This window comes from Mycobacterium sp. ITM-2016-00318, assembly GCF_002968285.2.
Classification (GTDB): Bacteria; Actinomycetota; Actinomycetes; order Mycobacteriales; family Mycobacteriaceae; genus Mycobacterium.
The window spans coordinates 2,970,813-2,996,164 of the sequence record NZ_CP134400.1 but is presented as its reverse complement, the minus strand read 5'-3'; the positions used below and the strand labels follow the sequence as shown (position 1 = coordinate 2,996,164).

At 65.8% G+C, this 25,352-nt stretch carries 25 protein-coding genes and 1 pseudogene; 12 read left to right on the top strand and 14 right to left on the bottom strand.

The window, feature by feature from the left end; all coding sequences use genetic code 11:
- On the bottom strand, positions 1-1,920 hold the full coding sequence (locus tag C6A82_RS14680; protein ID WP_105348901.1) for an NAD(P)/FAD-dependent oxidoreductase: 1,920 nt from the start codon (positions 1,918-1,920) through the stop codon (positions 1-3).
- 74 nt (positions 1,921-1,994) lie between these two features.
- On the opposite strand from C6A82_RS14680, the gene C6A82_RS14675 reads away from it, so the two are divergent.
- The 3 genes from C6A82_RS14675 to C6A82_RS14665 all read left to right on the top strand — a co-directional run bounded on the left by C6A82_RS14675 (position 1,995) and on the right by C6A82_RS14665 (position 4,891).
- Positions 1,995-2,432 (top strand): hypothetical protein, encoded by a 438-nt coding sequence (locus C6A82_RS14675; protein WP_105348902.1) that lies wholly within the window; start codon positions 1,995-1,997, stop codon positions 2,430-2,432.
- 10 nt (positions 2,433-2,442) lie between these two features.
- A complete protein-coding gene (locus tag C6A82_RS14670) occupies positions 2,443-3,723 on the top strand; it encodes a cytochrome P450 (protein ID WP_105348904.1) in 1,281 nt (426 codons plus the stop codon).
- A 70-nt stretch (positions 3,724-3,793) separates the two neighbouring features.
- The gene (locus tag C6A82_RS14665; protein WP_105348906.1) at positions 3,794-4,891 is read left to right on the top strand and encodes a hypothetical protein; all 1,098 of its coding nucleotides are present in this window, start codon (positions 3,794-3,796) and stop codon (positions 4,889-4,891) included.
- Here C6A82_RS14665 and C6A82_RS14660 read toward each other — a convergent pair whose 3' ends face one another.
- The 4 genes from C6A82_RS14660 to C6A82_RS14645 all read right to left on the bottom strand — a co-directional run bounded on the left by C6A82_RS14660 (position 4,892) and on the right by C6A82_RS14645 (position 7,970).
- Positions 4,892-5,563: an HAD family hydrolase gene (locus C6A82_RS14660; protein ID WP_105348908.1), complete on the bottom strand. Its 672-nt coding sequence runs from the start codon at positions 5,561-5,563 to the stop codon at positions 4,892-4,894.
- A gap of 40 nt (positions 5,564-5,603) precedes the next feature.
- Positions 5,604-5,984, bottom strand: coding sequence for a cupredoxin domain-containing protein (locus tag C6A82_RS14655; RefSeq protein WP_233217163.1), 381 nt, complete (start codon positions 5,982-5,984; stop codon positions 5,604-5,606).
- A gap of 74 nt (positions 5,985-6,058) precedes the next feature.
- A complete protein-coding gene (locus C6A82_RS14650; RefSeq protein ID WP_233217164.1) occupies positions 6,059-6,691 on the bottom strand; it encodes a YoaK family protein in 633 nt (210 codons plus the stop codon).
- 346 nt (positions 6,692-7,037) lie between these two features.
- Positions 7,038-7,970 carry a dienelactone hydrolase family protein gene (locus C6A82_RS14645; RefSeq protein WP_105348937.1) on the bottom strand — a complete coding sequence of 311 codons (933 nt, stop codon included), beginning with the start codon at positions 7,968-7,970 and terminating at the stop codon, positions 7,038-7,040.
- Positions 7,971-8,038: 68 nt separating this feature from the next.
- Between C6A82_RS14645 and C6A82_RS14640 the strand changes: the two genes are divergently transcribed.
- The 3 genes from C6A82_RS14640 (at position 8,039) to C6A82_RS14630 (ending at position 11,280) form a co-directional block, all read left to right on the top strand.
- Positions 8,039-8,959 (top strand): SDR family oxidoreductase, encoded by a 921-nt coding sequence (locus C6A82_RS14640; protein WP_105348911.1) that lies wholly within the window; start codon positions 8,039-8,041, stop codon positions 8,957-8,959.
- A 103-nt stretch (positions 8,960-9,062) separates the two neighbouring features.
- Positions 9,063-10,850, top strand: coding sequence for an amidohydrolase family protein (locus C6A82_RS14635; RefSeq protein WP_199193961.1), 1,788 nt, complete (start codon positions 9,063-9,065; stop codon positions 10,848-10,850).
- Positions 10,840-11,280, top strand: a complete 441-nt coding sequence (locus C6A82_RS14630) for a limonene-1,2-epoxide hydrolase family protein (protein WP_255419277.1) — start codon at positions 10,840-10,842, stop codon at positions 11,278-11,280. Before C6A82_RS14635 ends, C6A82_RS14630 begins: the two co-directional genes overlap by 11 nt.
- A gap of 108 nt (positions 11,281-11,388) precedes the next feature.
- Here C6A82_RS14630 and C6A82_RS14625 read toward each other — a convergent pair whose 3' ends face one another.
- The 4 genes from C6A82_RS14625 to bfr all read right to left on the bottom strand — a co-directional run bounded on the left by C6A82_RS14625 (position 11,389) and on the right by bfr (position 15,996).
- Positions 11,389-12,744: a glutamine synthetase family protein gene (locus C6A82_RS14625; RefSeq protein WP_199193962.1), complete on the bottom strand. Its 1,356-nt coding sequence runs from the start codon at positions 12,742-12,744 to the stop codon at positions 11,389-11,391.
- 22 nt (positions 12,745-12,766) lie between these two features.
- The gene (locus tag C6A82_RS14620; RefSeq protein ID WP_105348913.1) at positions 12,767-13,249 is read right to left on the bottom strand and encodes a carboxymuconolactone decarboxylase family protein; all 483 of its coding nucleotides are present in this window, start codon (positions 13,247-13,249) and stop codon (positions 12,767-12,769) included.
- Positions 13,250-13,320: 71 nt separating this feature from the next.
- Positions 13,321-15,381 (bottom strand): MDR family MFS transporter, encoded by a 2,061-nt coding sequence (locus C6A82_RS14615; RefSeq protein ID WP_105348915.1) that lies wholly within the window; start codon positions 15,379-15,381, stop codon positions 13,321-13,323.
- Between the two features lie 123 nt (positions 15,382-15,504).
- Positions 15,505-15,996 (bottom strand): bacterioferritin, encoded by a 492-nt coding sequence (gene bfr / locus C6A82_RS14610; protein WP_105348916.1) that lies wholly within the window; start codon positions 15,994-15,996, stop codon positions 15,505-15,507.
- Positions 15,997-16,268: 272 nt separating this feature from the next.
- On the opposite strand from bfr, the gene C6A82_RS14605 reads away from it, so the two are divergent.
- Both C6A82_RS14605 and C6A82_RS14600 read left to right on the top strand, forming a co-directional pair.
- The gene (locus tag C6A82_RS14605; RefSeq protein ID WP_105348918.1) at positions 16,269-16,901 is read left to right on the top strand and encodes a fatty-acid--CoA ligase; all 633 of its coding nucleotides are present in this window, start codon (positions 16,269-16,271) and stop codon (positions 16,899-16,901) included.
- 12 nt (positions 16,902-16,913) lie between these two features.
- Positions 16,914-17,108: a bacterioferritin-associated ferredoxin gene (locus C6A82_RS14600; protein WP_105348920.1), complete on the top strand. Its 195-nt coding sequence runs from the start codon at positions 16,914-16,916 to the stop codon at positions 17,106-17,108.
- Between the two features lie 21 nt (positions 17,109-17,129).
- Here C6A82_RS14600 and C6A82_RS14595 read toward each other — a convergent pair whose 3' ends face one another.
- From C6A82_RS14595 to C6A82_RS14585, 3 genes are read right to left on the bottom strand one after another with little or no spacing between them, the layout of a single operon-like run.
- Positions 17,130-17,894, bottom strand: coding sequence for an enoyl-CoA hydratase/isomerase family protein (locus C6A82_RS14595; RefSeq protein ID WP_105348922.1), 765 nt, complete (start codon positions 17,892-17,894; stop codon positions 17,130-17,132).
- A 16-nt stretch (positions 17,895-17,910) separates the two neighbouring features.
- Positions 17,911-18,354: a TIGR03618 family F420-dependent PPOX class oxidoreductase gene (locus tag C6A82_RS14590; protein ID WP_105348923.1), complete on the bottom strand. Its 444-nt coding sequence runs from the start codon at positions 18,352-18,354 to the stop codon at positions 17,911-17,913.
- Positions 18,351-19,073, bottom strand: coding sequence for a hypothetical protein (locus C6A82_RS14585; protein ID WP_311101351.1), 723 nt, complete (start codon positions 19,071-19,073; stop codon positions 18,351-18,353). The genes C6A82_RS14590 and C6A82_RS14585 overlap by 4 nt, the downstream gene beginning before the upstream one ends.
- Before the next feature lie 86 nt (positions 19,074-19,159).
- On the opposite strand from C6A82_RS14585, the gene C6A82_RS14580 reads away from it, so the two are divergent.
- Positions 19,160-21,136, top strand: a complete 1,977-nt coding sequence (locus tag C6A82_RS14580; protein WP_311101350.1) for an FUSC family protein — start codon at positions 19,160-19,162, stop codon at positions 21,134-21,136.
- A 9-nt stretch (positions 21,137-21,145) separates the two neighbouring features.
- Here the strand turns inward: C6A82_RS14580 and C6A82_RS14575 are convergent, their stop codons facing one another.
- Together C6A82_RS14575 and C6A82_RS14570 are read right to left on the bottom strand one after the other, a co-directional pair.
- Positions 21,146-21,778, bottom strand: a complete 633-nt coding sequence (locus C6A82_RS14575; protein ID WP_105345619.1) for a PaaI family thioesterase — start codon at positions 21,776-21,778, stop codon at positions 21,146-21,148.
- 20 nt (positions 21,779-21,798) lie between these two features.
- The gene (locus tag C6A82_RS14570; protein ID WP_233216948.1) at positions 21,799-21,996 is read right to left on the bottom strand and encodes a DUF5701 family protein; all 198 of its coding nucleotides are present in this window, start codon (positions 21,994-21,996) and stop codon (positions 21,799-21,801) included.
- Positions 21,997-22,081: 85 nt separating this feature from the next.
- On the opposite strand from C6A82_RS14570, the gene C6A82_RS14565 reads away from it, so the two are divergent.
- From C6A82_RS14565 to C6A82_RS14555, 3 genes and pseudogenes are all read left to right on the top strand, one after another.
- A complete protein-coding gene (locus C6A82_RS14565) occupies positions 22,082-22,660 on the top strand; it encodes a TetR/AcrR family transcriptional regulator (RefSeq protein WP_105345622.1) in 579 nt (192 codons plus the stop codon).
- A gap of 31 nt (positions 22,661-22,691) precedes the next feature.
- A pseudogene (locus C6A82_RS14560) lies at positions 22,692-23,740 on the top strand (hypothetical protein).
- Complete coding sequence (locus C6A82_RS14555; protein ID WP_105345624.1) at positions 23,676-25,346, top strand: tetratricopeptide repeat protein; 1,671 nt, start codon at positions 23,676-23,678, stop codon at positions 25,344-25,346. Before C6A82_RS14560 ends, C6A82_RS14555 begins: the two are co-directional and overlap by 65 nt.
- Positions 25,347-25,352: the final 6 nt, after the last annotated feature.

Genomic DNA, 25,352 nt, shown 5'->3' with positions numbered 1-25,352 from the left:
TCAGGAGAACACGAAGTCGTCGGGATCGGGTTCGCGGGTCCAGGTCCAGTAGTCGACGAGCCGCCACGGGCTCAGCGTGTGCACCTCGCCGAAGCTGTTCTTGAAATACGAGTGCTTGATCGTCGGCTGTGACCACACCATGGTGGCCATCTCGGCCTGGCTGCGTTCGTGCCAGTCCTTCGTCTTCTCGACAGTCGGCTCCATGGTCCGGTGTCCGCCTGCGATCAACATCTCCAAACACTGTGTGATGTAACGCATTTGGCACTCGGAATGGAAGATCAAGCTGCCGCCGCTGGCCAGCCAGGTGCCGGGGCCGTTCATGCAGAAGAAGTTTGGGTAGCCGGGAATCGTGATGCCCAGATAGGCCGACGGTCGCTCCCCCCAGCGTTCGCTGAGGACTTCGCCGCCCCTGCCGCGAATCGTCATGGGCCACAACAGCTTGGTGTGCTCGAACCCGGTGGCGTACACGATGACGTCGGCGGGATGCCGAGTGCCGTCTTCGGCCAGCACGGCGTTCGGCTCGATGCGGTCGACGCCTGTGCGGACGAGTTCGACGTTGTCACGAGTCAGCGTCTTGAGCCAGCTCCCGTTGTCCTGCAGCGTGCGTTTACCGGTCGCGGGATAGTCCGGCACGACCTTGGCCTGCAACTCGGGGTCATCGCCGACCTGGCTGAGAATCCAGTCCGTGAACATGATCCGGGTTACTTCGCTGATCTCGTTGATCGCCCTCTGCTGGTCGGGATAGTCCGGGTCGACGCGGGCCACGTCGAGTCCCTTGTCGCACCACGGCCAGAACAACAGGAAGCGGTACCAGCGGCCGTAGAACGGCAGATGTTTCAACGCCCACCGCACTCCGGGGCCGACCTCGTCGTGGTAACTCGGGTTGGGGAACATCCACTGCGCCGTGCGTTGAAACACGGTGAGGTGCACGACTTCTGGTGCGATCGTCGGCGCGATCTGAAAACCGCTGGCCCCCGCCCCGATCATGACGATGCGCTTGCCGGCCAGCTCAACGGAGTGATCCCAGGCGCTGGAGTGAAACGCAGGGCCCGCGAAGTCCTGGTGCCCTTCGATGGTCGGGATGTGCGCCCGATCGAGCTGGCCCACCGCGGTGATCACCGCGCGCGCAGGCAGTTCTGCCGTCTGTCCGCGGCGGTCGCGGGTGCGAACCGTCCATGCGCAGGCGTCGTCGTCCCACGACGCCTCGGTGACCTCGGTTTCCCACAGCACGTGGCGGCGGATATCGTGCTTGTCCATCACGCGCTCGAAATACGCCTGCAGTTCCGGCTGTTCGGCGAAGAAGTGTTTCCATTGATCGGTCGGCTCGAAGCTGTAGCAGTAGAAGTGGTTGGGCACGTCGACCCGCGCGCCGGGATAGGTGTTCTGGTACCAGGTGCCGCCGACGCCCGCGTTCTTCTCGACGATGGCGAAGGGGATGCCGGCTTCCTTGAGCCGGATTCCGGCCAGGAGTCCTGACTCGCCGCATCCGATGACGACGACCGGGAAGTCGTCCGCATTGCTCGCAGGCGGTACCGATCGCGCGTCGCGGCCGTCGAGTTCCATCTCCTCCAGCAGCATCGGAACGTACTCGTCGGGAACCGGCTCGCACACCAGCCACTGCATCATCTCGTGCAACAGTCCCACGCTGACCGGCTCGGGTTCCGGACAGCCGCGGTCGCGGTAGTCGGTGATGACGTCCAGTGCGATTTTGCGGACGGCGGCCTTGTCCTCCTCGGACATGTAACCCTGGACCTCGTTGAGGAAGAGCCCGGCGGGCTTGAGAGGCCCACGAATCAACTCGGCGTTCCCTGACATGTGCACCAGCGAGAGCATCAGCGTCGGAATGCTGACGTCGAGCAGGGCCTCGGCGATCTCCTGGTCCGGCGTCGTAAATGGCTGTCCGGCATGTGGGTTGCGCACGACTGAAGTGCTACCACGCGCGGATTCAGCGGCGCAGGCGATTGCGGCCTGCCGAACCTGGGTATCTGCACGCCGTGACGGATTCTGAGGAGAAGAACGGCGACTTCGGCCGCCGCCCCGACGGCGTGAGCGATGAGACGGTCGACGCGGTCGGCACAATGTCCGAAGCGGTCGAGTACGTCGAACGGGCCCGCGGCCACCTGTACTCGTTCCATCAGCTCATGGGCCGGGCCGATCTGCTGCTGGGCGAGGCCTGCGACAAACTGCGCTCTGCCGGCCACGACGAGGAGGCCGACCGGCTGGAAACCGACATGGTGGGCCGCAACGTGCTGTACGGACGATGGACCTTTCAGATCGTCGAGGAGTTCGACGACAGCTACTGGAAAGTGCTTCACGATCACGAGCGACGGATCCGCGACGACCTGCAGCACGGCGTGCGCCACGTCTTCGAGGCGGAGATGAAGGAGAGGCGGCGCACCAAGGGTCGGGCCGGCCACGAGGCCCGCCCGTAGACTTGCCCAGATGGGCATTGCGACCAGGGTGAACGGCGCCGTTCCTCCCGAGATTCCGCTGTCGGACATCGACCTCGGGTCGTGGGATTTCTGGGGCCTCGACGACGACATACGCGACGGCACCTTCGCCACCCTGCGCCGGGAGGCGCCGATCTCGTATCACGAGTCGTTCGTCGGCGAGGAGTTCACACCCGGCGCCGGGCACTGGGCATTGACGCGGCATGACGACGTCTTCTACGCCAGCCGCCATCCCGAAATCTTCAGCTCCGCGGACGGGATCACGATCGGCGATCAGACCCCCGAGCTGGCGGAGTACTTCGGGTCGATGATCGCGATGGACGATCCGCGGCACACCCGGCTGCGCAACATCGTCCGCAGCGCATTCACCCCGCGCGTGCTTGCGCTGGTCGAGGATTCGGTTCGTGACCGGGCCCGTCGGCTCGTGTCCGCGATGCGCAGGGACCATCCCGACGGTAAGGGTGAAATCGTCTCCGATCTCGCCGGTCCCCTGCCCCTGCAGATCATCTGCGACATGATGGGCATTCCCGAGCAGGACCACGAGCGAATCTTCCACTGGACCAATGTCATTCTCGGTTTCGGTGACCCCGACATCGCCACCGACTTCGACGAGTTCTATCAGGTGGCGGTGGACATCGGCGCATACGCCAAGGATCTGGCCGAGGACCGAAGGGGTACACCCGGCGACGATTTGACGACAAGCCTCGTACAGGCAGAACTGGACGGCGAGCGGCTCACCTCCGCGGAAGTCGCCTCGTTCTTCATTCTGTTGGTGGTCGCGGGGAACGAGACGACGCGTAACGCGATAAGCCATGGCGTGCTGGCGCTGAGCCGTTATCCCGAGCAGCGCGACAACTGGTGGAACGACTACGACGCGCTCGCGCCGACGGCTGTGGAGGAAATCGTGCGCTGGGCGTCGCCCGTGGCCTACATGCGACGCACGACCACGCGCGATGTCGAACTGGGCGGCGTCACAATGGCTGCGGGCGACAAGGTCACGCTCTGGTATGGATCGGCCAACCGAGACGAGACGAAGTTCGCCGATCCGTGGAGGTTCGACGTTCGCCGCCATCCGAATCCGCATGTCGGCTTCGGTGGCGGAGGCGCACACTTCTGCCTCGGCGCCAACCTCGCCCGCCGCGAGATCACCGTCGCCTTCGAAGAACTCCACCGGCAGTTGCCCGACCTCATCGCGACCGAGGAGCCGGATCGACTGCACTCCGCCTTCATCCACGGCATCAAACGGCTTCCGGTGGCGTGGACACCCCGTTAGACGGTTGACGTCGTCAGTTTCGGGCACTCCAAGGCGCGTAAGCGACGAACGCCTGACGACGGGGAGGATCATGCAAGCCGATCGCTTTCGGCAGCTGTTGAGCTCGAAGGGACCGTACGCGTCGGTGTACTTCGACGATTCGCACGATACCGAGGACGCTGCCGCCCAACTGGACATCAAGTTGCGTGAGCTGCGCAGTCAGCTGGACGAACAGGGCGCCGACGCCAGTGTGACCGAGCGCCTCGAGCGCGCGGTCAGAGGCTCGAGCCCACCGGTCGGAAAGAGTGGACGAGCCATTGTCCTTGGCAGCGACTCGGTGGTGCTCGATGAGGCGCTCGTTCGGCCCGCATCGTCACCCGTCGTCAGGGTCTCGGACCTGCCCTACGTCGTACCGATCGTCGAGTACAGCTTCCAGCGCCCGGCGTTCGCTGTGGTCGCGGTCGATCACGCGGGCGCCGACATCGAGATCCACCACGATGGGCGGGTCCGTAAGGAGACGGTCGACGGCGAAGGCTATCCGGTCCACAAGGCCTCGGGAGCCGAGACGTCGGGCTACGGCGACCCGCAACGCGCCGCGGAGAACGCCCGGGGGAAAAACGTTGCCTCGGTGGCACATCGAGTGGCGGCTCTGGTCGACGAGTTGTCACCGGAGGTGGTGTTCATCGTCGGGGAGGTGCAATCGCGCAGTGACCTCCTGACCGACCTGCCCGAACGTGTGGCCGACCGGTGTATCGAGGTCAACGCCGGCGCCAGGACGAGCATCGACGAACGCCACTTGCACCAAGCGATCTCAGATCAGATCGAGCGCAGACACTTCGCCGCGGTCGACGACGTCGCAGACCGGTTCACGGCCGAACTGGGTCGAGGTTCCGGGCTTGCGACCGAGGGGCTCGCCGGGGTCACCGCGGCCCTTCGCGGTGGCGCCGTCGAGACTCTGATCATCGGCGAGATGGGCGAAGCGACCGTCGTGGCCGGTGACGACCTGGCGACGGTATCTCCCAACGCGGACGTCCTCTCACAGCTCGGCCAGGCCCCGAGTCAGACGCTTCGCGCCGATGAGGCCCTGCCGATGGTCGCGATATCGACCGGTGCATCGCTGGTCCCAGCGGCGGCACGCATCAAGCCGGCCGACGGCGTCGGCGCCATTCTTCGGTATTCGGTGACGTGATCAGCCGCTCCGTCTGGCGACGGCGGTGCTGTCTAGGTGATCGCACAGATCGCGTGGATTGTCGAAAACGGCTTCAGCGCCGGCCTTTTCGAGCTCCGCTCGAGACACGCCGCCGCTGAGCAGGCCGATTGCGGGCACCCCGGCACGGCCACACGCGATGATGTCCCATACGGCGTCACCGACATACACGGCGTGCCCGGCATCGACACCGGCCCGATCCATCGCTATCTCGATGATCGTCGGTTCCGGCTTGGCGACATCGACGTCCTTCGATGACGTCCTCGCCGAGACCAGGTCGTCGCAGTCGAGAACGGGCAGCGACAACGCCAGCTCGTCTTCGCTCGACGAGCTCGCCAGCACGATCTGCAGGCCGAGTGAACGGATCCGCTCAAGCAGCTCATGCGCGCCGGGAAGACGCCGCATGAGAGGTGCCGCTTCCCGCATGTAACGCAGGTGCAGGTCTTTGGCATGCTGCTGCACGTCGTCGTCGGCGTCGCCGGCCAACGACTCGAGGAGCCGGGCACCGTCCATGCCGATCGACCGGTGAATTCGCCACGACTCCACCGCGACTCCGACGTCGTCAAAGGCCGTGGCCCAGGCATGCACGTGCAGATAGTTGGAGTCGACGAGGGTTCCATCGATGTCGAACAGCACTGCGGGCGGTTTGGCCATCGCCCGGGGATGCCCGCGCGGGGCCGCCCTTAAACGCCGGCTACCGGACGGTCAGTGTGCCCGTCATGGACGGGTGATATACGCAGTAGAACGGGTATTGCCCCGGCGCAGCCGGTGCGGTGAGCGTCTTGCGCTTTCCGCCGTCGACGTGAACGTCGAAGGCGCCCTCCGTTTTTGACGTTACGGAGTGCTCGACGGTGTCGTTGTTGACGATGTCGATCCGGGTTCCCGGCGCGACGGTGAGTGCTTGACCGAACGCCATGCTCGCGATCGTCAGCGTCGGGCCCGCGACAGCGCTCGAGCTCTGCTCGCCTGAGGTTGCGGTCGTGGCGTTCCCGTCTGAACTGCCCGACCCGCCGCAAGCCGTCACGACCGCCGCGATGACAGCCATCGCCGCAAGCAACGCATGAATGTTCTTCACTGTGACCCCTAACTTTCTCGACCTGTCTCCGACACGAACGGAGGGCCGATCGGTTTCAGCGGATCGGATTCCTATCATCGCATCCACTCGCGCTGTTCGACGAGGAACAGGCACAGTGTGATTGCCAGAAAGCCTGCGGGCAACCAGATGGCGTGCACACCCCAGGCTCCGGTGGCGTATGCGCCGACGAGTGCGCCGCTGGCGAACGCCAGGATCAACGTGCCGTAGACGACAAGGGGGCGGCGAGCCTCGGCGCGCTTGTCAACGAGGCTGTCGTAACCCGACTCCATGAAGCGCATCAGATTGCCGGTCGTGGCCACGGGCAGGTACGCCAGGTCGCCTATCTTGCGGAAGAGACCGATCTGGACCGCGGCGAGAAATGAGATCGGCACCGTGACGAAGTTGTGGTCCACCCAAGCGGGCACGAACCCGATGGCCGCGAGCACGACCGACTGGATGGCGATGGTCCAGCGCAGCGAGTGCGGCACCACCTGCTCGACGCGTCCGGATTTGATGTGCGATGCCAGCAGCATGCCCGCAATGAATGCCAGCAGCGGCCACATGTGGGCCAACGCCGCGGAGAACTGCCGATCGGACACATGGATCGCGGAGAAGATGACGTTGGCGGTCCGCACGTTGGCGAACACATGCCCGCGGGCGATATAGGTATGGGCGTCGAGGAAGCCGTTGGTCAGGGTCAGCAGCACGGCGAACCACAGGGTGGCCGACCGCTCGGCGTCCTCGGGGACCGCGCACCGGATCCGTCACCAGGCAAACGTAGCGGCTGGACCGAGCGGTCTCCTACCCCGCGCCTATCGCGTCGAGAATGCGGCAGTGCACACCACGGCGTCGTAGTTGGCGGCCGTTCGTCGGTTCGCGAAACCCGAATCAGTCTGGCGGGCAGCGAAATCCGCGTGACACCCCGACGGGAATCCGGTTGTCTGCGGCTGCTGATCCAGGAAGGTAGACGTCATGGCCGGCCGCCGTCGTCGACGCCGCAACGTCAGGTGTCTTAACGCCTCGTGACCAAAGGATCACCGACGCGCGACGAGGTCAGCTCAGGTAGCGGCCGAGCCAGTCCTGTACCCGCCGCCATGCGTCCTCGGCGGCTGTCGCGCTGTAGCGGTCGGCGTTGGTGTCGTTGAAGAATGCGTGGTCGGCGTCGGGCTCGGTGACGAGTTCGTGTACGAGTCCGGCCTTCTCCAACGCGGCTTTGGCGATTGGTTCCGTCTTGTTCACGCGGTCGTCGAGCGCGCCGTAGAAGCCGAGCACCGCAACGTCGGAGGACCCGGCGAAGTCCGGATTGTCAGGAGTCGGGCCGTAGAACGGCACGGCCGCCGCCAGTTCGGGCGAGCCCGCGGCGAGCAGACGCCACACCAGTCCCCCGCCCATGCAGAATCCGACGGCCGCGACCTTCTTGTCGGGCACGCGCCGCTGCAGCTCGCCGATGCCCGATTTGAGATCGCCGACGAACTGCTCATTGCCGATCTTGCCGAGCGCCGCCGTCGCCTCGGCGGGATCGGCGAAGGTGGCGCTGCCTCCCTGGGCTGACAGCAGATCGATGGCCAGGGCCGAGTAGCCGATTCCCGCGAACCGGCCGGCCACCGACCTGACCCAGTCGTTGAGGCCCTTGTTCTCATGGATGACGAGCACACCGCCGCGGGCGTTCGGTGCCTCTGCCCACGCCGCCTGTATCTCACCCTGCGGCCCCTGCCATTTGATCGGCGCCGTCGGTAAGGCCGTGCCGGACCCTGGCGCCGGCGCCTCGGCCTTGGTGGATTCGGTCGACGTCACCGCGCCGGTCGAGGTCGCCGGAGGGTCGGTGGCAGGCTTCTTGTTCTCGCCACACGCGGCGATCAAGGTCGTCGCCGCAGCGGTGCCCACCCCGAGGAGCGCCAGCCTGCGCAGAGCCTCGCGCCGGGACAACAGCCCGTCGACATGGTCGGTTGCGATTTCCTCTGCGATGTAGCGCTGTAGTGGAGTCACCTTCGCGAGTATGCGCCTGAATACCGAAGTCGGGTAGACGCTTGTGATTTCGCGCAATACTGACGGTAATGGAATCGACACCGGACGGCCGGCCTCTGCGCGGACGCGTCGCTGTGGTCGCGGGAGCGACGCGCGGTGCGGGCCGCGGTATCGCAGCCGCGCTCGGCGAGGCGGGCGCGACGGTGGTGTGCACCGGCCGCAGTTCGATCTCGGGCGCCAAGGTCTCCGATTACGACCGGCCGGAAACCATCGAGGAGACCGCCGCCCTCGTGGACGAACTGGGTGGTGAAGGCGTCGCCATCGCGGCGGATCATCTCGAGCCGGGCGAGGTGCGCGCGTTGGCGCACCGGATCCGCGGGGACTACGGCGGTATCGACATCCTCGTCAACGACATTTGGGGTGCGGAGGTGCTCAAGGGTCCACCCCCGACATGGAACAGGCCGATCTGGGAGCACGACCTCGACGACGGCCTGCGGATTCTGCGGCTGGGTGTCGACACGCACCTGATCACGTCGCACTGCCTGCACCCGCTGCTGATCGAACGGCCCGGCGGGTTGCTCGTGGAGGTGACCGACGGTACGCGCGAATACAACGAGGCGAATTTCCGCCTATCGGTGTTCTACGACCTGGCCAAAACCGCCGTGAATCGGCTGGCGTTCGCCCACGGGCACGAGTTGCAGAGCTACGGCGCCACCGCGCTGGCCGTGACGCCTGGCTGGTTGCGTTCGGAGATGATGCTCGACAACTGGGGTGTCACCGAGGCCAACTGGCGCACGGCGCTCGAACCGGACCGCCGTGACGGCTCGCCGACCGCGCCGCCGGCGTTCGTGGAGTCGGAATCTCCGCGATTCGTCGGTCGGGGTGTCGCCGCGGTCGCCGCCGACGAGGACCGCGCACGGTGGAATCAGTGTTCGGTGACCTCGGCCGAATTGGCGCGTGAATACGGCTTCACCGATATCGACGGTCGGCAACCCGACGGGTGGTCCTGAACAAATTCCAGGTCAGCGCGCCGAGGTCGTCGGGTAGACAAATTGTGGAATCTGTTCACCGTTTCCATTGACACCTCTATGTTGCGGGCTGTTCTATGGCGGGGTGACATTCGACGTGATCATTCGCAACGGGCGTTGGTTCGACGGCACAGGCGCCCCGTCGGCGATGCGGAACCTCGGCATCCGCGACGGACGTGTCGCCGCGGTGACACCTGAGGACCTCGACGAGACGGGCTGTCCGGCCGTTGTCGACGCGTCGGGCAAGTGGGTACTGCCCGGCATTCTCGACATCCACACCCATTACGACGTCGAGGTGCTCAACGGTCCATCACTGTCGGAATCGCTGCGCCACGGCGTGACCACGGTTCTGCTGGGATCCTGCTCGCTCTCGACGGTCTACGTCGACAGTGCCGATGCAGGCGACATCTTCGGCCGCGTCGAGGCCATTCCCCGCGACCACGTCATCTCCGCTGTCGAAGAACACAAGACGTGGTCGAACGGCGAGGAGTACATCCAGGCATTGGAGAACCGTCCGCTCGGACCGAACGTCGCCGCCTTCATCGGACACTCCGATATGCGGGCAGCCGTCATGGGTTTGGATCGTTCAACGCAGAAGCGGGTCCGCCCGACCAAGGCCGAACAGAAGAGCATGGAGCGCATGCTCTCCGAGGCGTTGGCGGCGGGCTTCCTCGGAATGTCCTCTCAGCAACTACTTTTCGACAAACTCGACGGCGACGTCTGCCGGTCGCGGACGCTGCCGTCGACCTATGCCAAGCCGAAGGAACTGCGCCGGTTGAAATCGATGCTCCGTCGTGCGGGCCGGGTACTGCAGTCCGGGCCAGATATTCAGAACCCCCTCAACCTGGGCTCGCAGCTCGTCCAGTCGCTCGGAATTCTGCGAAAGCCCTTGAAGACCAGCCTCTTGTCGGCCGCCGACGTGAAGTCCAACCCGTATGCGGTGCTGGGTATGGGTCCGGCGGCCCGACTGATCAACCGGCTCGGCGGCGACTTCCGGTGGCAGCACCTCCCCGTGCCGTTCGAGGTGTACGCAGACGGAATCGACCTCGTCGTCTTCGAGGAGTTCGGTGCTGGCGCGGCGGCGCTGCATCTGCGGGACGAAGTCGAACGCAAGGCGATGCTGCGCGACGAGTCCTACCGCCGCACGTTCCGCAAGCATTACGAAAGCAGGTTCGGCCTTCGGGTGTGGCAGCGCGACTTCTTCGACGCCGAGATCGTCGGCTGCCCGGACACGTCGGTGATCGGCAAGTCGTTCGGGCAGGTGGGCGTCGAGCGCGGCGGCCTGCATCCGGTCGACGCCTTCCTTGACCTGGTGCTCGAGCACGGCAGAGCGCTGCGGTGGCGCACCACGATCTCTAATCACCGGCCCGAGGTGCTGAAGAAACTGGCGCGGGATTCGGGTGTGCAGATGGGTTTCTCGGACGCGGGCGCGCATCTGCGCAACATGGCGTTCTACAACATGGGCCTGCGGCTGCTGCGCCATGTCCGCGATGCCGAGCGTGCCGGAGCGCCGTTCATGTCGGTCGAGCATGCCGTGCACCGGCTGACGGGTGAGCTCGCCGACTGGTACTGCATCGACGCAGGCCACCTCCGAATCGGGGACCGCGCGGACGTCGTCGTCATCGACCAGGAGAAGCTCGACGAGACCCTGGTCGGCTATGCCGAGGACAGCGTCGAGCAGTACGGCGGCCTGTCCCGGATGGTCAACCGCAACGACGACACCGTCTGTGCGGTATTCGTCGGTGGGCGTGCGGTTCTCCTCGACGGCTCGCTGACCGAGATCGTCGGTGCGGAGCGCACGGGCCGCTTCCTGCGGGCCGCTCAGAAAATTGCCCAGGCACACGACGACAAGGAGTTGGCCGGTGTCCGTTGAGCAGATCGTTCTCGGCATGTGGGAGGCGTTGTCGGATCGCGAATGGGACAGGTTGAAAACCTACCTGTCTGACGACTGTCTCTACGTCGACATGCCGATGCCCGCGGTATCGGCACGCGGCCCCGAGAACATCGTTACCCGCCTCAGAATCGGCCTCGACTCGCTGTCGTCGTATGTCAACCACGACGGGCTGCTACTGAGCAACGGCGCCGACGTCGTCTACGAGCATTCCGAGACCTGGGGCTGGTCCAGCGGTGAATCCGTCCGGTTGCCGTTTGTGTCTGTCCATCGCGTCGAGAACGGCAAGATCACCCTGTGGAAGGACTACTCGGACTTCAACACGCTGTTGTCCGCGGCGCCGCCGTCCTATGTGGAAAAGCTCGGCTCCGTCGATACTTCCTGGGTCTACGACGCCAGCGAACTCGTGTGATCACGTCTTCGGTTCTTTCGATCGCAAGCAGCGGCTGGCAAAGCTGCGAGATTTGCTGCGGGAGGGGGACCTTCCCCGTCCAGTTGAGCAGGGCCGGCTGACGAACCGCTAGACGCTCCAGGCCAACCGGAACTTGTCGGCCAGCTCGTTTTCGCCCAGATGTCCGTATGTCTCTTGCTCGTAACGACGCACCGCGACGGTGGCGTCGACCACCGGATCGCCGAGGATGCCGCGAAGGAGAGCCGATCCGTCGAGAACGTCGACGGCTTCGCTCTGGCTGGTCGATAACAGCGTGACACCGGCGCGCTGTTCGTCGGTCAGCGTGGACGGGTCAACGGCGGTCTCGGACGGCAGGCTTCGTTTCTGCTCGATGCCGTCGAGCGCCAACCCGAGGATCGTCGCTGACGCGAGGTACGGATTCGCCGACGGATCGATGACCTTGACTTCGACGTTCGCGCCGAGCGGATTGCTGGCGCCGCCCACGAGGAAACGCACTGCGGCCTCACGGTTTTCGGTGCCCCAGCAGACATAGGCACCCGACCAGTGGCCTGGCTGCATGCGCAGACCGGACAGAATGGAACCGCAGAGCACGCCCTCCGCTTCACGAAGGCCTGCAAGCACACCGGCGATCGCCGACTCGCCCTCCGCTGTCATGCCGCGGGCACCGGATCCATCGGAGAACAGCGCGTCACCGTTTCTGTGAAGTGAAAAATGTTGATGGGCACCCGAACCCACGCTTCCGGCGAACGGCACCGGTGAGAGGCTGACCCGCAGCCCGTACCGCCTGGCGACCCTGCCCACGATCATTCTGATCAGCATCAGCTGGTCCGCGGCCGCGGTCGGCGGCTGTGGGGTCAGCGAGATCTCGAACTGGTTCAAGCCGTATTCGGGATGGAACTGCTCGATCGACACGCCCGACCCCGTCGCGGCGTTGGTCACATCGCGCACGAAGCCCTCGTACTCGAGCACGCCGGCGAGGCCGTACTGTGCCCACACGCGGGCAGGCAGCGCAGCACCGTCGGGTCCCACCAGAAGGAATTCCATCTCGTGCCCGACCAGCGCGTCGATGCCGGCTTGGGCAAGCTCGGCTTCGATGCGGGACAGCGCCCCGCGACAGCAGTACGGATCCGGCTCACCGTCCTGGCCATAGAAAGCTCCTGGCGCCCAGGCCAATCCGTCGCCGAGGATGCGTAACGCGCTCAGGTCGATCCTGATCCGCTGATCGCCGACCACGCCGAGGCCTGCCGCGAACGCGATGCCGGTCTGGTCGATCGTGAAGACGTGCCATACGGGGCTGGCACCAAGACCCGGATCGGCGAAGGCGCCCATCTTGCGCAGCGGAATGGTCTTGGCCTGAGTCAAACCGGCTGAGTTGACGACGGTGCCGATCAGGGTGGCGACTCCGTCGGACTCGAGTTGGGCGATGGCCGCTGCGGCGAGGGGTTTGGCTGCCATGCCCGCCATTCTGCGCTGTCGCGGCGCAGACCTACAGGGTGATCTTGCAGCTTTGGCCGATGTCGAGCGTGCGCAGCATCCGGCCCATGCCCAGCCACATCGCGCAGGACAGCGCAAGGTCGGTCATCAACTCGTCGCTGAAGTGCTCGCGCGCACGCTCCCAGAACTCGTCGTCGTCACGCAGGCCGGTGTGGTCGCTGGCGAAGCGTTCCGCGAACTCCGCGGCGATTCGTTCCTGATCGCTGTAGCCGGACCACGACCGCCACACCGCGGCGTGGTCATAGAGGTCCTCGTCGACCCCTGCGGCGATGCCCTCGGAGTCGCGGGTGTTCTGGCACACCATGCATTCGTTGTCGAGTGCGATGACCATCCTGGCCAGTTCGCGGACGCGCATCGGAAGCCGGTTCTTGTGGTACACCGCGTTGACGAAGCCTGCCATGCCCGTTCCGATGTCGGGTGATTTCACCGCCCAGGCGGCGGCGTCGTCGTCGGCGAAGTCTCCGATGCGGCTCATGGGCGGAATCGTACGCCGACAGCCGAAAAAGTGGAACACGTTCTAGAAAGAGCGCTTTTGTTCCAGCTAGATCACTTCGCGGCCGCTGCAGCCGGAGCGAAGCGGTCATCTCCCCATTCACGTTGCACGAGGACGCGCAGGCCGATCCGCTCGAGCGCCTCCTCCACCTGTGCACGATCCGGTCGCCCTTCGAATGCTGACGACGCAGCGAGCTTTTCGACGATGCGGTTGGCGAGCGCCGCCGATGCACAGCCCACCTGAGCGACTCCGGCTTGGGTGAGCCAGAGTTGATCGCCGGTGCGTAGCGCGTACCCGCTTTCGGCAAGCCGGTCGAACGTCGACTCGAGGATTTCCGGCGGCACCCGCAGTCGCTCGGCGATGTCGGACAGCCGCGCTGATCCGAACACCTGGCTCTGCCTGTAGATTTGGATCAATCCCCACAACAAGGCGATATCGGATTCGCATCCGGCTTGTCCCGCGATGTTGCGCAGTCTGATCTCCGGCGAGTGGCGCATCAGTCGCCCGATCGCCACCTCGAGGATCTTGTCCGGAGACTCGTTGCTCGGCATGCCGAAGCCCTCGCCCAGATCGGTGGCCGACGCCGCTTCCATCTCGCGGAGCGGCATCTCCCTGAGGAAAAGCGAAACGATGAAGCCGACGACCGCGACGGGAACCGCGCACAGAAACACCGTGCCGAGCGACTCCGCGTAGGCGTTGACTATCGGCGCAGCCGCCTGGGCCGACAGCGCGTGCAGTGCCTGAGGCGATTCCGCCGCACGCGGTGGCGCGCCGCCTGCGGCGAGCGCAGGCCCGATCCGGCTGGCCAGAAAGTTGGCGAACAGCGAACCGAAAATGGCTGCGCCAAAGGAGCTTCCGATCGTCCGGAAGAAGGTGACACCCGACGTCGCAACACCGAGATCGTCGAAGCTGGCGGTGTTCTGCACGACGAGCACAAGCACCTGCATGCAGAGTCCGATTCCGGAGCCGAGCACGAACAGGTACGCCGACTGCTGCCATGTCGGTGTGGCGGCGTCCATCGTGGAGAGCAGCGCGAACCCGACGGCCATGATCGCGGTCCCCGCGACGGGAAAGATCTTGTACCTGCCGGTGCGCCCGACGATGTTGCCGCTGCCGATCGAGGTGATCAGCATGCCTGCCACCATCGGCAAGGTCCGCAGCCCCGAAGTCGTCGCGGAGACACCGTCGACGAACTGCATGAACGTGGGCAGGAAAGTCAGCGCTCCGAGCATGGCGAAGCCGACGATGAAGCCGAGGATGCAACACACCGTGAAGACCGGGTTGGCGAACAGCCGGATCGGCAGGATCGGCTCAGCCGCACGGGATTCCACCCAGACGAATACTGCGAGCGCCAGAGCCGACGCGGCGAACAGGCCGATGATCATCGGGGATCCCCACGCATACTCGCCGCCACCCCAACTGGTGGCAAGCGTCAGCCCCGAGGCGCCCAGCCCGACGAATAGAATGCCTGCGTAGTCGATGACGGGTTTCGTCGTTCTTGCGAGGGCGGGGATGGCCGCCGCCCCGACGAGCAGCACCACGACCGCGACCGGGATGTTGATCCAGAAGGCCCAGCGCCAAGTGAGGTGATCGGTGAAGAATCCGCCGAGCAAGGGGCCGATGACGGTGGTGACGCCGAACACGGCCCCCAGCGCGCCCTGATAGCGGCCCCGTTCCCGCATCGGGATGACCTCGCCGATGACGGCCATCGCCGTCACCATGAGCGCCCCGCCACCGATGCCCTGCAGGGCGCGGGACGCGACCAACATGGTCATCGAATCGCTCAGCCCGCAGAGCACCGATCCCGCGAGGAAGAACAACACCGACACCTGAAAGACCACTTTGCGGCCGAAGAGGTCCCCGAGCTTGCCGACGATCGCGGTGACGATCGTCGACGCCAACAGATAGCTCGTGACGACCCAGGCTTGATGGCCCGCCCCGCCGAGATCGGCGACGACCGTGGGCAGCGCGGTGGCCACGATGGTCTGGTCGAGTGCGGCGAGCAGCATGCCGAGCAGCACCGCAACGAAGATGAAGTTGCGGCGCCGGAGGCTGATGCCTGCGCTGCTGGAATCGGGGTCCGAGACAGCGGCCGTCGATGCCTGGCTCGTCATACCTGCCTTCCGTCGACAACCGTCCCGTGAGCCATATCGTTAGACAGGCTACAAAAGTTACGGATGACTTCGGCAGGGGTTACACGCGTGGCCGACGGCGAAACGCGCCGCGGTCCGATGAGCCTAGCCTGCGGTGCTACCAGGCGGCCGGGACACGCATTGAGCCAGGTAGAGCTCTTCGCCGAGCTTGTTCATCAGCTCGAGCTGAGTCTCGAGGTAGTCGATGTGGTTTTCCTCGTCGGCGAGGATCGCCTCGAAGATGTTCGCCGAGGTCGCGTCTTCCTTCTCGCGGCACATGATGATGCCCGGCCTCAACCTCGCGACCACCTCGTACTCGATGGCGAGGTCGGCCTCGAACTGCTCCTTGACCGTCTGGCCGACCCTGAGCGAGAAGAGCCGTTGGTAATTCGGCAGCCCGTCGAGAAGGAGAATGCGGTCGGTGATCGTCTCGGCATGCCGCATTTCATCAAAGGATTCGGCCCGCGTATGAGAGGCCAATTCGGTGTATCCCCAATTCTCCTGCATTTTCGCGTGCAGGAAATATTGGTTGATTGCCGTCAGTTCGCTCGTCAACTGCTCATTGAGCAATTTCAGAACGTCGGGGTCCCCTTGCATGCTGGCTCCTTGGCGCCGGTCGCGCGATCAGGTCGGTGGGCTGTGCTTCACCCTTCAATCTAGTGCACGCGGCAGCATGACCGGCACAATTTCCGCAGGCCGCGATGCGTGTTTCCTGGTTTGCGGCAACGAACTTCGGCGCCAAGGACGAAGATGAGGGTTGGCAGATGGTCTGCCTAAGCTAAGAACACCCCCGGCCTGTGGACTGGCTAGGCTTAGTAAGGTTAGACTGCGCTAACATGATTGCGAGCGCAGCGGAACGAAGGATCACGATGAGTGAGTTCAATTTGCACTCACTGATTCTCGCCTGCGATTTTCGTGTGGACGATGTCGACCGGATGTGGAATTGGCTCAAACGTCGTCGCGACAATCTGGCATCGATCGGTGCGCATCATGTAGTTCTGTACACCTCGATCTGGGAACCCGGCCGGGTGCTGGTGACGATCGGAATTCGGCATTCCAGCTCGATACGGGACATCATCGGCTCTCCCGCCGTATTCGAGTGGTTCGACATCGCCGGCCTCGATGACATTCCGCCGATCTTCGGCGGTCAGGTCGTCGAGAAGATCGATCTGGACCCGCCGTCGTCCGAAGAACACGTCGGACGCATCGTGGTCGGAGTGATGTCGTCGGTCGACGACGTCGCGTCCCTGATGGCGAAGGTGCACGAAGGACTCGACCGGTTCAAGCGCGGCGGTGTGCGCAAGATCTGGGTCTACGGCGCGCTCGACGACGGCCAGGAAGTGATGATCCTGCAGGAGATCGACAACGAGATCAGCGCGCGACAGTGGATCGACCACCCCGACGCGGCCGCGGAGTGGATGTCCAACGCCGGGCTCGGCGCCTATCCGACGCAATTCGTCGGCAAGTTCGCCCATCTCATGTCCATCGACAGCAAGAACTGACGGGGAAGATCGATGTTCGTCTGCCTCTGCACAGGAGCCACCAGCCACGTGGTGAGCGAGTGCGTCGCCAAGGGCGCCTCGACATCGAAGGAAGTGGCGGCGGCTTGTGGGGCAGGGTCCGACTGCGGACGGTGCAGGCGGACGGTGCGGGCGATCATCGAGTCGCACTTCGCGAACAACGGCGCCTCTTCAGCGGCGAGCCGCTAGTCCGGCTGGAGCGGCGAGCCGCTAGTCCGTTCTCCCCCGCTTGTCGGTGAATGCGGCAAGGGCGTCAGCGTTGGCGGCGGCGCCCATCAGCTCCGCGAAATGAGCGTTCTCGCGTTCGGTGGCCGCCCTGATCCCCGGTCGCGACGGCTCCGCGATCGTCTGCTTGACCGCGATCAGGCTCGAAATAGGCCGTGCGGCAAGGATTTCGGCGTGTCGATGAGCATCGGCCAGTAGGTCGTCGGGCGCACAGACCTTCCAGACCAAACCCATCTGCAGCGCCTCTTGGGCGGACACCCACTCCGAAGACATCAGCAGCCACGCCGCATTCTGTCTGCCGATCAACTGAGGCAACAGGTACGACGACGCGGCCTCCGGTGCGACGCCAAGGCTGGTGAATGGACACTTCAATCGTGCTTCCGATGACATGAAGACCAGGTCGGCGTACCCGAGAATGGTTGTGCCGATCCCCACTCCGAGCCCGTTGACCGCGCAGATCAACGGCTTGGGGAAGTCGGTCAACGCGTCGATCATCGACGTGAAATGGCTGCCCTTGTCGGCGAGCGATGGGTCGCTGATGCGCGACTGCATCTCCTTGAGGTCGTTGCCCGCACTGAACGCCCTGCCGCTGCCCGTCAGCAGCAGAACCGCGACCTCGGCGTCCTCGGCGGCCTCCCGGATCGCGAGTGCGGTGGCCTCGTAGAGCGCTTCGTTGAAGGCGTTGAGCGCCTCGGGGCGGTCGAGGGTGACTGTCCGTACCCGGTTGGCGTCGGTGATCGTGAGGGTCACCGCGCAAGACTAAGGCTCAGCCGTTGCTGTACACGCGAGTGGGTTCGACGAGCACCGCCGCGCGGCGCTGTTCGGCCATCGTGCGGTCGTAGGCCGCCCAATCGTCGTGGGTGCCGCCTGCCGCGGTGAACACCTCTCGCAGCAGCAACCGCAGCCCCTCGGTGTCGGAGAGCCAGGGCCGGGGATCGTCGGGCCCAACGATCTCGGCTGTGCCCTCGACGGTCGCCCACTGCCATCCGTTGCGGAACGTCGCCGCAAGCTGCGGACGGGCCCGGAGGTTCGCCAGCTTGACCCGGCCGTAGGTGACGAAAGCGAGGACCGGCCTGCCGCTTTCAGGATGAGGCAAGACCCCGGCGTTCACCAGCGACGCCTGGATGGTGTTGTCGGCGCGCAGCGTGGACACCACCGTCAGCCCGCTCTCACCCCGTGCCAGGGCCACCGCTTCGGCGAGGGTCGTCATCTGCTCACCTTTCCTTTCTGGCCGTCGAACGGACTGCGGTAGACGAACCGGCTGGTTGGCACGGTGTCGACGTTCTCGTTCGCCCCGAAGGCCGAGGTGCTCGCGATCATCCGCTGCATCCGGTCGCGCAGATCATCATCATCTGCCGCCCCGAAGAACGCGTGCAGATCGCTGACCGCTTCGATCGGGAAAAGCTCCTCCACGATCGCCGAAAGGACTGGTGCGTCCGAGGTCAGGGCGCGCACAACGGCGTTCTGTACGTAGCCGAACGTCGACTGCGTTTCGATCGCGACCGGTGTGTGGTCGATATGCCAGCGCGAGAACCACGTCTGCTCGTCGAGGTCGGCGGGTCGGCGCAGCAGCGCCACGTTGGCCAGCCCGGTTGTGCGTTGACCGGGCACAGTCTGTGGCGGTGCCAGTGGCACGGATTCCGTCACCAGATAAGCCGCGACCTCGTCGCATTCCTTTGCCAGCAGCGTGGTCGCAGCCTGTAGCTGTGGGCCGTAGGACTGCTGGGCCCACACGCTGACCAGCGCCACCACCGGCGGGTCCATCGTCGTCAGCGTCATCAACGACTCCCGCACCTCGGCATCTCGGACATTGATCGCCAAACCCGGCAGGCCGATGTCGAGCAGGTCGGCAGCCACCTTCGCGCGCAGACGTGCGCACCAGGCGTCGTCGGCGTCGACTCCCCGAAGGGTGAGGATGACTTTCTCCACTCACCGAACCTAGCGGAAACGCCTTTCCGCGCACCCGACGTGCCCGTCTGACCCGAATGCGGCCCCGGCGGGGTGAGAATGATCGGGTGCGCAAGAGTCTGGGCCTGCGAATGCACCTGCCGGACAACGGTGCCGTCGCCCGGAGCCTGCTCGGCGTGCTGGGGCTGACGACGGCTGCGCTGTTGTGGGGTCCCGCAGGCGCGGCGACGTCGACGGCCGCCGCGGGTGCCATCGCGGGTGCTATCGCACTGCAGGACAACCCCATCGGCCGGATCCCGATCGTGCTCGCCGTGTCCGTTGAGCTGGGCATCGCCGTCTTCGTGGGCGGGCTGACCTCCGGCTTCAGCATCGCTTTCGTCATCGCGATCGCGCTGTGGTGCTTCATGGCGGGCATGCAGTGGGCGGTCGGTGCGCCAGCGGGTTTGCTCGCCGGAGCGTCCGGTCTGCTGTTGGTCATCCAGCATCCGCAGCCCGCCCTTGCGGCCCTGGCATCCGCGCTCTTCGCGGTCGTCGCCGGGTTGTCTCAGGCCGCGCTGATCGCGGTGTGGCCGCCGCGGCGGTGGCAACGCGAGCGCGACGCTCTGACCAAGGTGTACCGCTCGCTGAGCGCCGACGCCCGGCTGCTGGCCGCGGAGGAGGCGGCGGCGGTCGACTCATCGCAGCTGCTGGATTGCAAGGAGGCGTTCAGCAGCAACGAGACACCGTCCGCCCGTCGTTCGCCCGCCTACCGCGACTGGCACGCGCTGCCCGAACAGATCGCCAAAACGTTGATGGCGTTTCGCGGCAAGGCCAACGGAAGCGAACAGATCGCGGATCTGCTGGCGGCGGCCGCCGATATGCTCGCCGCGATCGCCACGCAGACCCGGACGGCGCGCAGGGACGCCGAGTACGCCCTCAAGCGCGTCGACGCAGCGGTCACGACGGTGGCTGTCTCGGATTCCGCGGTCGCGCAGCGCCTTTCCCGCCAACTACGTCGCGCCGACACGCTGCGGTTCGGCCGGCGCCACGTGTCGGACTGGATGGCCGCCTTCAGGACGGCGTTCGGCATGGCCAGTCGCCACCTCAATCCGACCTCGCCGATATCGCGGCATGCCGCGCGCGTCGCGGGCGCGGCCGCCTCGGGAACCGCGATCGCGCGCTTCGCCGATGTGCCTGCGGGTTACTGGATTCCGCTGACGGTGTTGCTGGTCATGAGACCGGAGACCGCGCACACCTACACGCGGTGTGTCGGCCGCGCCGCAGGCGTCTGCGTAGGTGTCATCGTGGCCTCGGCGCTGACGCTGATTTGGCAACCGACCGGTCTGGCGGCCGCGGTTGTGGCCGTGCTGTTGCTCGGCATCACCTATGCGGTGTCGATTTTCGGCTACATCGCGGTGACGGCGGCGTTCGGCGCGACGATCGTGCTACTTCTCGACATCACCGATCCCTCGTCGCCGGTGGGCGATCTGCTGCTCGCGGTCGTCATCGGCGCCGCGCTTGCAGTCTTGTTCCATGTCGTCATTCCCGACGACGCGCTGATCCGACTCCGGCAGCGCGCAGGCGAGCTGTTGAAAACCGAAATCGACTACGCCGCTGCCGTCATCAAGGCGTTCGTGCACGACCTCGACAACCCTTCCGACACGCTCGCCGCCGCCTGGCAGCGCGCGGTCCGGGCGCGGTCCGCGTTCGAGGCCGCCACGGGAGCGACCCGTGTGGAGTCCAAGGAGCTGAGGCTCTGGCTGAGGTCCTTCCGCGCGGCGCTCAACACGGTCACCAGTTCATGCACCTCGCTGGAACACAGCCTGCCGCCCCACCCGTCGACGGCGTTGAGCCGCGAGTTCGTGCTCGCCGTCGACGACTATGTCGAGGTGCTGCGTGGCGACCCGCCGACGCCTGCCACACCGTGGAGCATCGACACGGGTGCAATGGCCAGAGCGGACCAGCAGTTACGGGACGCCGCAGCGCACATCATCTCCGACGACGGCTCGGTGCGGGTGCTTGTGGGAGAGGTAGGCACGATCACCCGAAGCCTCGCGGGTATCGCAGGCACCGGGGCCGACGCCCGCGATGTCACGACGTCCTGAACGGGCGCGTCAGTTCTCGTCGCGGGCCCATCTGGGCGTGATGAACACGCCTTCGGCCTCCACGGTGATGCCCTCCTCGTCGGCGAGGTGGCCGACGACGTAGGTCTTCACGCCCTCGGTGCGGTCGATTCTGGCTTCGGCGTGCAGGCGGCCGAGTCGCGTGGTGCGCAGGTACCGCAGCGTGATGGTCCCCGTGAACCGGGGCATGATCCCGTCGCTGGCCGCCTCGCCCAACACGTGATCGAGTACCAAGGCCGAGATCCCGCCGTGCACGTGGCCCGGCGGTCCCTCGTAGGGCGCACCAACGAAGAAATCGGTGTATGCACCGCCGGATTCGTCGCGGTTGATTTCCAGTGGCGGGGCGATCGGATTGCGGATGCCGACGACGGGGTTGCCCCACGCCATCCGGTCGCCGCCGGTCGTGTACCGCACGCCGAACGCGCCGTCGATCTGCTTGGACCGCAGCCGCGCGGTGGCCGCATCGATCTCGGCCTTGATCGCGGCGACCTCGTCGGCGTCGGCCTCGGTCCGGATCGTCGCGTCGACCAGATCGCGGACCGACTCGGCGAGCGGCTGGTACACGGCGCGCATCCGATCGACATCCTGCGACGTCAGGTCGCCGATATGGGTGAACTCGAGCACGTCAGAACTAGAACATGTTTCTAGTCTGAAGTCGAATCGCGGCTACCGGCCGACGCGAACCCCAGCCTGGTGTGCCGGTTACCCGCCCAGCACCAGCCGATCTTGGGGCATTCCGATTGACTGACGGTGCTCCAACCCGAGGGGGCCGTCGGGTTCCGACCGTGACCGGCGTCGCACCACGCGCCACCACCGCCCGGTTGCGCACCGCCTGACGTCACGGCCGTCACACCGGAGCCCACGCGGTGTCTTAGGTTACCTAACCTTTCGTGGTCACCTGTCTATGACAGCGAGTACGGTGTAGGTATGGCAGCACGCATCAACAGCGTCGACCCGCGGGCCGAGCGCGTCCGCACCAAACTCCGTGACGCCGCGTTCGCGCTCGCGCACGAGCGTCCCGTGGACCAGCTCACGGTGGGCGACATCGTCGATCGCGCCGCGGTCAGCCGACAGGTCTTCTACCAACACTTCACCGACCGTGACGACGCGGTCGCCTATGCGGTCGCCGTCGCGTTCGCCTCGGCCACCGCACACCTCGACGGAGAGCCCCGCATCCGCATCCTTGCGCTGTTCGATTTCGCCGCAGAACACCGCACGATGTACCGCAACGTCGTGCCGAGCGCTGTCACCCTGCGTGTGGTCGCCGCCTTCCGCGCCGAGCTCGCCCCGGCATGCGAACAGATCGCCGCTGAGACGGCCGGACCAGCCGGCGACATCGCTGGCCTGACCCCCGCCTCCGTCGGCCGGTTCCTGCTCGGCGGGTTCATCGAGGTGCTGCGCTCCTGGATGGAGGACCCGAACGCGTCCGATCTGCGCGGACGGGTCATCGCCGCGCTCCACACCGTCGACGTGCTGCTGAGTTCGCCCGCGGCATCGAAGCTCTGAATCACATCCACGATCTCCGAAGGACAATCCCATGGCACGACACGCGTCACCTACCGTGACGACAAGCGCAATCCGCAACATGGTGCTCGCGATGACGGCGTTGACGATGTTCGTCGTCGCGATGATCGCCAGCTACTCCGGAGCCTTCGCCAGGCCGACATTGCACCACCTCACCGTCGCCGTAGCAGCACCCGACCAGATAGTGGACGGTTTCAGAGCGCAGGAAGTGTTGTCGGTCAACGCAGTTGGCGACGACGCGCACGCGCGGCAACAGGTTCGCGAACGCGCCGCCGACGCCGCCTTCGTCGTCTCCCTGCCGGTGAGATGAAGATCTACGTCGCAGGCGGCGGCGGGAAGAGTGTCGCGAGCGCGTCCGAGACCGTCGGTCGGGAGATTGCCGCGCAAGGCGGCTTCACCACGGCAGTGGAAGACGTCGCGCCGACGTCGGCAGCGGACCCGTCCGGCACCGTTGAGTTCTACGCCATCATCTTCATCTCGATCGGAGCCTCGCTGGGCGCCACCGTATTCGGCTATTTGATGGGCAGCGTGCACAGGCCGGCCACGATCTTCCTGCGCGCCATGACGTTGACGGCTTATTCGGCGCTGCTTGCCGGGGTGGTGACGCTCTACGTCGACGCCGTCCTCGGCGCCCTGACTGGACACACGTGGCTGGTCTTCGGCGTCCTCTGGCTCTATGCCATGGCCGTCGGTGGTGCGGTGACGGGCGCCGCAGCGGCATTGGGAACGGCCGCGTCGGCTCTGCTCACGCTCTTTCTGGTGGTCGTCGGCAACGCCGCGGCTGCGGGGCCCGTCGGCAGGCCGTTGCTGTCGCCCTTCTATTCCACCTTCACCGCGATTGTTCCGCAGGGCTCGGGCGTCTCGCTTCTGCGCAGCATCTCCTACTTCGACGGCAATGGCGCCCAGGCTCCCTTGCTGACGCTCGCAGCATGGGGGGCGGCCGGCTGTCTGCTCGCAGTCCTCGCCACCGCACGACGGGTGAATTATCGTGCCCTCTATGAGCGTTTCGCCGGGCATAGTGGAGCCGTACTACAACCTCGGCACCTATCACCGGTCGATTGACACACAATCGGCGCAGGCTCAGGTATGGGTTGACCGCGGCTTGGTGTGGGCGTACGCGTTCAACCACGACGAGGCGATCCGCTGCTTCGAGCGCGCGCTCGAACTGGATCGCGATCTCGCGATCGCGCGCTGGGGCATCGCATACTCCGTCGGCCCCAACTACAACAAGGCCTGGGAGGCCTTCGATCCCGTCGATCTGGCAGTTTCGTTGGCCCGGGCGCGGATGGAACTTCGGCTGGCGACCGACGGGCGGGCTTCCGCGGTCGAACGCGGGCTGATCGACGCGCTGGCGGCCCGGTTCCCCACCGACGACCCCGACGACACCGACGCACTGCACGCCGGACACGCGGACTACGCCGACGCCATGGTGGCGCTCGCCCAGGCATATCCCGACGACATCGACGTGCAGGCGCTCGCCGCCGACGCCCTGGTCAATGTCACGGCGTGGGCGTTGTGGGACACCAGCACAGGCGAACCCGCGGCAGGTTCGCGGGTGGTCGAGGCCAAACGCATCCTCGACGATGCGCTGGCCACGGACGTTGGCCGCGCACACCCAGGCGTGTTGCACCTCTATCTGCACACCATGGAGATGTCGGCCACCCCACAGGACGCCCTGCCCGCGGCCGATCTGCTGCGCGGTCTTGTGCCTGATGCAGGCCACCTGCAGCACATGGCCAGCCACATCGACGTGCTGTGCGGCGATTACCGGAACTCGGTGGTGTCGAACCTGACTGCCGTCGCTGCGGACCGGCTTTTCGTCGAACGCGAAGGCCCGCTGAACTTCTACTCGCTCTACCGCGCGCACAACCTCCACTTCGTCGTCTATTCGGCGATGTTCGAGGGCAACTCGGCCACCGCGCTTGCGGCCGCCGACGAACTCGCCGAACAGTTGACTCCCGAACTGCTCGCCATCGAGTCGCCGCCGATGGCGGACTGGCTGGAAGCGTTCGTGCCGTTGCGGATTCACGTACTGGTTCGATTCGGGCGCTGGGACGATCTAATCGCACACGCCATCCCCGACGACACCGATCTCTACTGCACGACCGCTGCCACCATCCACTACGGACGGGGTGTCGCGCACGCCGCCAAAGGCCGGCTTCCGCAGGCACATGCCGAGCGCGCGGCCTTCGCCGCCGCGTACGACCGCATCCCGGAGTCCCGCTATCTGTTCAACAACACCGCGCGCGACATACTCGCGGTGGCCGCGGAGATGCTTGACGGCGAAATCGCCTACCGCGAAGGGAATTTCGACGAGGCGTTCGTCCACTTGCGAAGGGCCGTCGAACTCGACGATGCGCTGCCCTACGACGAGCCGTGGGGCTGGATGCAACCCACCCGCCATGCCTACGGAGCCCTACTGCTCGAGCAGGGGCGCGTCGAGGAGGCGGCCGAGGTGTACGCCGCCGATCTCGGACTCGATCCGACGCTGAGCAGACCGTGCCAGCATCCCGGCAACGTGTGGAGCCTGCACGGCTATCACGAGTGCCTCAATCGTCTCGGCCGAACGGCCGAGGCGGGCATCATCGGCCAGCAGCTCGCGCTGGCCATGGCGCGCGCAGACGTGCCGATCGCTGCGTCGTGCGCATGCCGGCTCGAGACCGGTTAGCGCGGC